Origin of the sequence: Nitrincola sp. A-D6 (assembly GCF_000764495.1) — a bacterium.
In the GTDB taxonomy this organism is placed as follows: Bacteria; Pseudomonadota; Gammaproteobacteria; order Pseudomonadales; family Balneatricaceae; genus Nitrincola.
Map to the genome: position 1 here is coordinate 26,061 of NZ_JRLB01000028.1, position 7,747 is coordinate 33,807.

Sequence of the window (7,747 nt, forward strand, 5' to 3'; positions counted from 1 at the left end):
CTATAACCCTGAAGACGTGCCATCTACTCCACCCTTACCAACCAGTGCACGCAATTTATCTGTACCGACAGGGTCTTCTGCCAACATAGGCACAACGGCATAGCGAGCACTGAGTTCTGTTTGCACGCGCATTATTTCAGTAGCCTCTGTCGCGGCACGCGCAGCCAATAAAGGATGCTGAGTATCGGTAGCGGCCAGGCTCGAATTAACTACCCAGGCATAAGGCTGGATCTCTGCTCGTTGCAGGTCTTCCTGCAAACGTGCGGCTTCCAATACCGGCGTTGTTTCCGGCAGGGTTACGATAAGCACTTTGGTTTGCGCCGGATCCTGTAAACGCATCATCGGTGTTACCATACGCGCACTGGATTCATTAGCATGGCGCATAATATCGCGATGATAAGAGCCAGTGGCATCCAGTAATAACAGAGTATGTCCAGTGGGTGCGGTATCCATCACCACAAATTTGCGACTGGCCTCTCGTAGGGTTCTGGAAAAGGCCTGAAATACTGCAATTTCTTCCGTACAGGGTGAGCGCAGATCCTCTTCCAGCATGGCACGGCCTTGAGCATCGAGACTGGCCCCACGTGATGCCATAATCTGATCACGGTAGCGTTGAGTTTCAACCGCAGGATCTATGCGACTGACGCTGAGATTAGCTACATCGCCCGCCAGTGTGTCGTGAAGATGCGCCGCGGGATCAGTAGTAGTTAACAGAACCTCATGCCCGCGCATGGCCAGCTCTACCGCAACCGCTGCGGCGATGGTGGTTTTGCCAACACCGCCTTTACCCATGGTCATGATAAGACCTTTACCCGCCTCTTCAAGGCCGTCAATCATCTCAGACAAGGAGGGTAAATCCGTCATAACCTGATGGCTGGCAGTCGCTTGTAACGTGTTGAGGGGCTGGTTCATTCGGCGTAAAGCATCGACACCCACAAGGTTTTCAGGGCGCAGATAGGTATAATGCCTGACCAGATTGGCAAGATCAGCATCCATGGCGTCAATAGCGCTACGCTCCCGATGGATCATACTGACAGCCAGTGCATCATCCAGGGCTTCATCAGGCATTAAGCCATTGATCGCCAACTGCTGATTACGAATGCCAATATCGGCCAATTCCCTATGCGTTCTGGCAGCTTCAGCCAATGAGCTGGTACGCGGCCTGGCCACCAGTATCATTCGGGTCATGTCCGCATTCGACAGGCTGTTTACCGCCGCCGCATAACGTTCACGCTGCTTTTCCAACCCCGCCAAAGGTCCCAGGCAGGATGCATCACCGCCGGTTTCCAGAAAGCCACTCCAGGCACCCGGCAGCTTAAGTAAACGGATGGTATGGCCGGTAGGGGCGGTATCAAAAACAATGTGATCATAACGCTCGATCAATTCAGGATCAGTCAGCAGTGCCGTGAATTCATCAAACGCAGCAATTTCTGTTGTACAAGCACCCGATAATTGCTCTTTGATGCTATTCAGAGCTTTTTCAGGAAGCGTGCTGCGAATAGGACCGATAATACGCTCTCGGTAGTCTTCCGCAGCGGCTTCTGGATCAATTTCCAGAGCTTCCAACCCGGACACCTGGCCAATTTGCGTGATGTGATTGCCTATGTCCGTACCAAACACCTGACCCACATTGGAAGCCGGGTCGGTACTGACCAACAACACCCGCAAGCCAGCATCCGCCAGATCAACAGCCGTCGCACAGGCTAAGGAGGTTTTACCTACCCCACCTTTGCCTGTAAAAAATACAAATTTTGGCAGGTTTTTAAACATGGATTTTTATTCCCCACAACAGGAGGTTTTAGTTTCGGATGCGCAGCAAGTCGACTTCTGTTGGTTGTTAACCTGGCCCTCTGTGCTGATATTGCCCCATAAGCCAGTTGCTGCGCGACGGATAACAGGCTTTACAGACCAGTCGATCATCGACAAGAATTGCGGGCAGATCATCGCCCCCAGAGGCTTGCATCAGGCTGTTAATCTCTTCGTTGTTAATAAACTCGGCAGGCTCCTGACTCAGGTTAATGCGTCGAACGGATATTCCCTGGCTTTTTAACCAGTCCAGGTCGGCAGCAAAATCTACCAGCTGCTGATTAACATCAGTGCCACATACGCCGGTAGAGCAACACATGGGTGGGTCATAAACGGTAATTTGTGTCATCAGATAACATCCTATTCAATATATAATCAATGTTAATCAATATTAACCAAGCGTGTTTGGCACGATCAGAACAGCACAATGCGCTTCACGGGAAATGGCCTCAGCGCTACTGCCAAGCACAAACTCCTGAATAGGGTTGCGCCCGCGTTTGCCGATTACAATCAAATCGGCTCCCTCATGCTTAGCTTCAGAGACGATGACACGACGTGGATCGCCGTTAAGAATTTTTGTTTCCAGTCCCTCTATGCACCCGGCAAGCTTGTCCAAATGGCTCTGCGCATCGGCAATTTCACGCTCGCAACCCTCTGATGCACAGGCAGCAGTCACGGCCATACATCGTTGAAAGCGCGGAGCAAGCCTACCGGTCAGAGTTTCAGCACCCGCAACCAGGCTGGAGCCATCTGTCGCCAGCATCAGAAGATCAAAATCTGTGCTAATCTGGTCTTCGGCAACAGGCTCAAGCCACAGTGGACATTTAGTCAGTCGGGCTGCATCCAGTGCCGTACTACCGAGAAAAAACTCATGCAGGCGATTGTGGCCCCTGCAGCCCATTAGCAGTAAGTCTGCCTTCAAGGTTTGGGCTGTCTCGGTAAGCACAGCACCGGGTTCACCACTGAGAACCCGGCTATCAACATTCACCCCCAAAGAACTCAAGTCACTGATCAATTCAGCCAGTTTTGCCTCATAGTAAGGCCGGTGAGTTTCTTCAGGCGTAGCCGGATAGCGTGAGCTGAGAACATAGATCAGTGTCATCTGCTCAGCTCCCCAGGCAGAAAGGCTTTCGAGTCGTTGTTTGAGTAAAGGCCAAGCTGGAGAAAAATCTACAGCGACCAAAATATGTTTAAACATGCGTTGACTCCTTATATTCAGTTTTTTGAATGGCTATCCATGCATAATTAGCATGACTCAAGCCCCTGCCTTGTCCACAACAGGAAAATGATGACGTGTCTTGTTGGCAATACGCACCAGAGCCAACATCACTGGTACCTCAACTAATACACCAACAACGGTTGCCAAAGCAGCACCGGATTGCAGGCCGAATAGCGCTATAGCGACCGCAACCGCCAACTCGAAGAAATTACTCGCACCGATCATCCCGCAGGGCCGCCACGTTATGCGGTAATTTCCAAGCTTTACACCAGCCATAGGCGATAAAAAAGATCAGAAATGTTTGAATAGTCAATGGAATAGCAATAAGTAAAATATGTAATGGATTAGCAACAATGACATCGCCCTGAAACGCGAATAACAGCACCAAAGTTATAATTAAACCTATCGGAGTAACAGGAGCCAGGCGTTTCATAAATACGCCATCAAACCACTCAATACCATGACGCTGAATCACCCATCGGCGCGTCAGATAGCCTGCGCCCAACGGAATCACGATATACAGCACGACGGACAGGATCACCGTATCCCAAGGCACCTGAATATTGGATACACCCAGCAAAAAAACCACGATGGGTGCGAAAGCAAACAGCATGATCAAATCATTGATCGCTACCTGTACCAGCGTATAGGCGGCATCACCGCGGGTCAGATAACTCCAGACAAACACCATAGCGGTACAGGGCGCAGCTCCCAAAAGGATAGCCCCCGCCAGGTATTCACGTGCCATATCTTCAGGAATCAATGGTTCAAAGACCACCATCAGGAAAAACCAGGCAATGGCAAACATGGTGAAAGGCTTGATCAGCCAATTGACTGTCGTGGTGACTATCAGCCTTTAGGTTGACGACCCACACCGACGATGGAACTGAAATCTATCTGCAGCATCATCGGAAAGATCATCGCCCAGATGAGTATCGCTACCGGAATGGAGACCTGCGCATACTCGAAGCGTGACAGGGTTTCGGGAATAGCTGGCGCAAACTGACCCAGCAATATGCCCACCACTATCGCTAATGCTACCCAAAGCGTCAAAAAACGCTCGAATAGCCCCATACCTTCTACAGTGCTTGGAGCATCAGCGTTATCTTGAGCATTCATCTTGTCACTCCTGTTTTCATCAAATTGTCATAGATCATGGTGTAGAGTTTCACTAAAAATTATTTGCTGCAGCAAAGCTGTCATCTAAACAAGATGCCAATGACTCGCACACATCCGGATGACCACCACAGCAGTCACGTGCCAAAAACTGAATCATTGTGCGCATATGACTTAAATCTGCTCGATAGATAATCGAACGGCTCTGACGTTGAGAAATAACCAACCCCGCTTGTGAAAGCACCGACAAATGCGCCGACAGGGTGTTGTGCGGCACGTTAAGCTGTCTGGCGATCTCACCCGCAGGCAAGCCGTCCGGTTCATGCTGAACCAGCAAGCGAAATGCCTTCAGACGAGTCTCTTGTGAAAGCGCTGCAAAACTCTCAATTGCATTCTTCATATCCATACTTCCAAGAATATGGACATATTGTTCCAGAGTCAAGTTTCTGTTAAATACTTACATGTATTAGGCTTTATGGATTACACTCAATTTATGCAATATATCACGGCTATTTTCACTGCGTTTTCGATCAGCTTACTGGCGCTGCCAGCACTGGCATTTGAGTCTATTGCCCCCTCTGCTGATGAGCTCAAAGCGATGGATGTGCTGCTTATTGACATACGCGAGCCGCATGAATGGCAAGAAACCGGGATTGTTGAAGGTGCCATTCCCATTACCGCATCACGCCTCTTTTTGCAGGAGCTCGCCCCACTTCTCGATGATCGTCCTGTCGCCTTGATCTGCCGAACCGGTAACCGTACCGAGCAGTTATCCGGTTTGCTGGAACCGCATTTACAACAACAAGTGATCAATATTGAAGGTGGTATCTTCAGATTGATGGCTGAAGGGTATCAACCGGTTCCTTTGGAATAGATCGATACAATGATCCCAGAGCTGATCATACACCGCTTACAAACCAGATTTCCTGAGATGATACTATCTACTACCCTGATCTATTTAACGCTCTCCAAGTGCATTCTGGATAGTCGCCACAATTGGCGCAAAGAAATAACTAATTAAGCGTCGGGTATCAGTTGTTACGAAGATCGTAACTGTCATACCGGGTCGGAGTGGAAAACGGTTAGTACCAAACTCAAGATAATTCTCACTTGGTGATATACGTACTGGATAGTACCATTGACCATCTTGAACCTCACTCGAATCTGCCGCTATATCTAATATCTCACCCTGTAAAAATCCAAATCGCTCTGAGGGATACGCATCAAGCCGTATGTTTGCTTGCTGTCCGACTTCCATAAAGCCAATGTCCTGGTTCGAAAATCTTCCTTCAACCTCCACTTCTACCTCGGTTGGAACAATTCGAAGTAGCTCATTGCCCGCTTGAGCAACGCCACCTACAGTAAAGATTGCCAACTGATCAACTATTCCAGTGACTGGTGCTTTCAGATTAGCAGCCCCTACCCGACGTATTGCAACACGCTCCTGTTCAGCTAGGGTTGCTAAGCGCGCGTCAATCTGAGCCTTTCTGTCGAGCTGAGAGCTACGAAGATTGGCAATAATTCCCTGCCGCTCACTTTCAAGTGCAGTTCTTTCTGAAACCTTTTGTCTCAGTTCACTTAGGTAAACTTCTCTCTGCCTTTCTAGTTCGGTAAAAGCTTCCTGCACATCAAGGAATGCGAATCGGCTAATTGTTCCCTGTTCTAACAATCGTTCAGCTGCTTGTAAGCGTTCAGATTGAATATCAAGCATGGCGCTCACGTGCGCGACTTTAGCATTAGTTACCTCCTCGGAACTACGATAGCTTTCTACACGAGCATCGACCTGTTCTATTGATTTCAAGAAGCTGTTGATATTAGCTATAAGTAACTCACGCTGTTCTTCGGCAAAGGGATGTCTAGCTAATTCTGAAGGAACTGAATAGAGTCCAAGCGCTCGGTTGGTAAACCCCGCCATTTCTGGATTTACACCGAGCGCTTCTACCATAGCTTGAACCCGCGCCATTTCGATCTGTAAACGGCTCTTTTCTGCCTTTATAGTACCTAGCTCAGAAATAGCGTCAGTTGGGTCAAACTCAATCAGCAACTGACCTTGTTCAACCAAGGTACCATTATTAATATGGATAGCAGCAATACGGCCTGAAAATTCCGGTTGAACAACCTGGACACGGCTGATTGGAAGGATTCGTCCTTGCCCTTTGGCTACAACTTCAATCTTAAAAACAAATGAGATAATTAGAATAGTTACAAATACTAATATCGTTATAAGAATTGTCAGGTGAAGAGTGGGTGACTTAATATTCATCTGCTCAGAAGTAGTACTCATCCAAACGCCTCAAAATCAACGATTTGATCTGGGTTCTCAAAAATTTCTGGATTATGTGTGATGATGATCAGCGTCACTTTCTGCTTTAATGCCTGAAGCTCAGCGGCCATACGGCGCTGAGATGCACCATCCAACGCACTCGTTGGCTCATCAAGAATAATCACCTTGGGAGTTCGGACCAGCGCTCTTGCAATAGCGACTCTTTGCCTTTGCCCCCCAGATAGTGCTGCTCCACGCTCTCCAACATCAGTATTGAGGCCAAATGGAAGTTGTGACACAAGGCTTTCAGCCGCCGAAATCCGAAGAGCTCGTTCGATCACTTTGTCTGTTGCAGAGTCATCTCCTAATGTGAGGTTTTCGCGCAATGTACCGGAAAATAAGTAAGGCTCTTGAGGTACATAGGATATTTTTGTCCTAACGTCATGCGGCTCATATTGCGCGATATTTTCACCGCCCAGCATCACTTCTCCGGAATTGGGAAATTCAATTCCGGAGGCAAGCCGACCGAAGGTGGACTTGCCTATGCCAGAAGGGCCTACAATAAGAGTCAGCGTGTTCGGCTCTGCTGTGAAGTTAAACTGATTTATGATGGGAACCGAGGGTATATAAGCAAAATCCACATCACGAAACTCTAAAATACTTTTAATGTTTCCTGGTAGTTTTGGAAGGCTATTGAATGGTTCAACCGGAGTATTGACAATATCTCCTAAACGCTGTCGCGATACACGTATTTCCTGCCAACCTTCCCATAAACGAGCAAAGTTCTGAATCGGTCCCGTAACTTTTTCGGCAACCAAGTGAAATGCAATCAATTCACCGAGTGTCAACTCCCCTGCAAAAACAAGATGTGCACCGAAATAGATGATGCTGATGGTGATTGCCTTTTGTACAATTAAAAGCAGTTTGTCGTTCCATATATTAAGAAGGCCAACGCGATAACTGGCATTCAAACTTGCCTGTAGTGTGTCATCAAGCCGCTGTAACATCTTGTTCTCGGCACTTAGCGCTTTGACGGCGGCAATACCAGATATATTTTCAACCATTTGGGTCTGATGTGCCGCACCAGCATCGAACTGAACTCGAAGCCTGCGACGAAGAAAAGGGCCAAAGCAGACATAAATCAAAACTTGTATGGGCAGTGCTACTAATATGATCAGCGTTAGCGGCACCGAAAGCATCAGTAAAACCGCAATGTAAATAAAAACGAAGATCAGGTCGAGGAGAACGCCTGTTGTGGTGCCTACAAGGAAAGCCCGTATTGTGTCTGTTTCGCTGATCCGAGCAAGGGTTTCTCCGACCGACCATTTCCGGAAATGCCCCAA

General features: G+C 48.2%; 7 protein-coding genes and 1 pseudogene. 1 reads left to right on the plus strand and 7 read right to left on the minus strand.

All coding sequences use genetic code 11. The features are described 5' to 3' along the window. The 5 genes and pseudogenes from arsA to LH51_RS05670 all read right to left on the minus strand — a co-directional run bounded on the left by arsA (position 1) and on the right by LH51_RS05670 (position 4,541). On the minus strand, positions 1-1,770 hold the full coding sequence (arsA, locus tag LH51_RS05650; protein ID WP_052063472.1) for an arsenical pump-driving ATPase: 1,770 nt from the start codon (positions 1,768-1,770) through the stop codon (positions 1-3). 67 nt (positions 1,771-1,837) lie between these two features. Then, positions 1,838-2,155 carry an arsenite efflux transporter metallochaperone ArsD gene (gene arsD, locus LH51_RS05655; protein WP_081960679.1) on the minus strand — a complete coding sequence of 106 codons (318 nt, stop codon included), beginning with the start codon at positions 2,153-2,155 and terminating at the stop codon, positions 1,838-1,840. Positions 2,156-2,197: 42 nt separating this feature from the next. Next, a complete protein-coding gene (locus LH51_RS05660) occupies positions 2,198-3,004 on the minus strand; it encodes a universal stress protein (protein WP_036520608.1) in 807 nt (268 codons plus the stop codon). 57 nt (positions 3,005-3,061) lie between these two features. Continuing rightward, positions 3,062-4,099 (minus strand): annotated as a pseudogene (gene arsB / locus LH51_RS05665) (ACR3 family arsenite efflux transporter). Positions 4,100-4,196: 97 nt separating this feature from the next. Next, complete coding sequence (locus LH51_RS05670) at positions 4,197-4,541, minus strand: ArsR/SmtB family transcription factor (RefSeq protein ID WP_235263552.1); 345 nt, start codon at positions 4,539-4,541, stop codon at positions 4,197-4,199. A gap of 93 nt (positions 4,542-4,634) precedes the next feature. Here LH51_RS05670 and LH51_RS05675 point away from each other — a divergent pair, with 93 nt between their 5' ends. After that, positions 4,635-5,015: a rhodanese-like domain-containing protein gene (locus tag LH51_RS05675; protein WP_036520612.1), complete on the plus strand. Its 381-nt coding sequence runs from the start codon at positions 4,635-4,637 to the stop codon at positions 5,013-5,015. Between the two features lie 84 nt (positions 5,016-5,099). Here the strand turns inward: LH51_RS05675 and LH51_RS05680 are convergent, their stop codons facing one another. Together LH51_RS05680 and LH51_RS05685 are read right to left on the minus strand one after the other, a co-directional pair. Continuing rightward, positions 5,100-6,425 carry an HlyD family type I secretion periplasmic adaptor subunit gene (locus LH51_RS05680; protein ID WP_036520614.1) on the minus strand — a complete coding sequence of 442 codons (1,326 nt, stop codon included), beginning with the start codon at positions 6,423-6,425 and terminating at the stop codon, positions 5,100-5,102. Continuing rightward, a partial coding sequence (locus tag LH51_RS05685) for a peptidase domain-containing ABC transporter (RefSeq protein ID WP_036520616.1) occupies positions 6,422-7,747 on the minus strand: 1,326 nt, incomplete at its 5' end. The genes LH51_RS05685 and LH51_RS05680, both read right to left, overlap by 4 nt.

Excerpts from the sequence above, each read along its gene's own strand:
- arsA (WP_052063472.1), bottom strand. The coding sequence starts at position 1,770 with ATGTTTAAAAACCTGCCAAAATTTGTATTTTTTACAGGCAAAGGTGGG.
- arsD (WP_081960679.1), bottom strand. The coding sequence starts at position 2,155 with ATGACACAAATTACCGTTTATGACCCACCCATGTGTTGCTCTACCGGC.
- LH51_RS05660 (WP_036520608.1), bottom strand. The coding sequence starts at position 3,004 with ATGTTTAAACATATTTTGGTCGCTGTAGATTTTTCTCCAGCTTGGCCT.
- LH51_RS05670 (WP_235263552.1), bottom strand. The coding sequence starts at position 4,541 with ATGAAGAATGCAATTGAGAGTTTTGCAGCGCTTTCACAAGAGACTCGT.
- LH51_RS05675 (WP_036520612.1), top strand. The coding sequence starts at position 4,635 with ATGCAATATATCACGGCTATTTTCACTGCGTTTTCGATCAGCTTACTG.
- LH51_RS05680 (WP_036520614.1), bottom strand. The coding sequence starts at position 6,425 with ATGAGTACTACTTCTGAGCAGATGAATATTAAGTCACCCACTCTTCAC.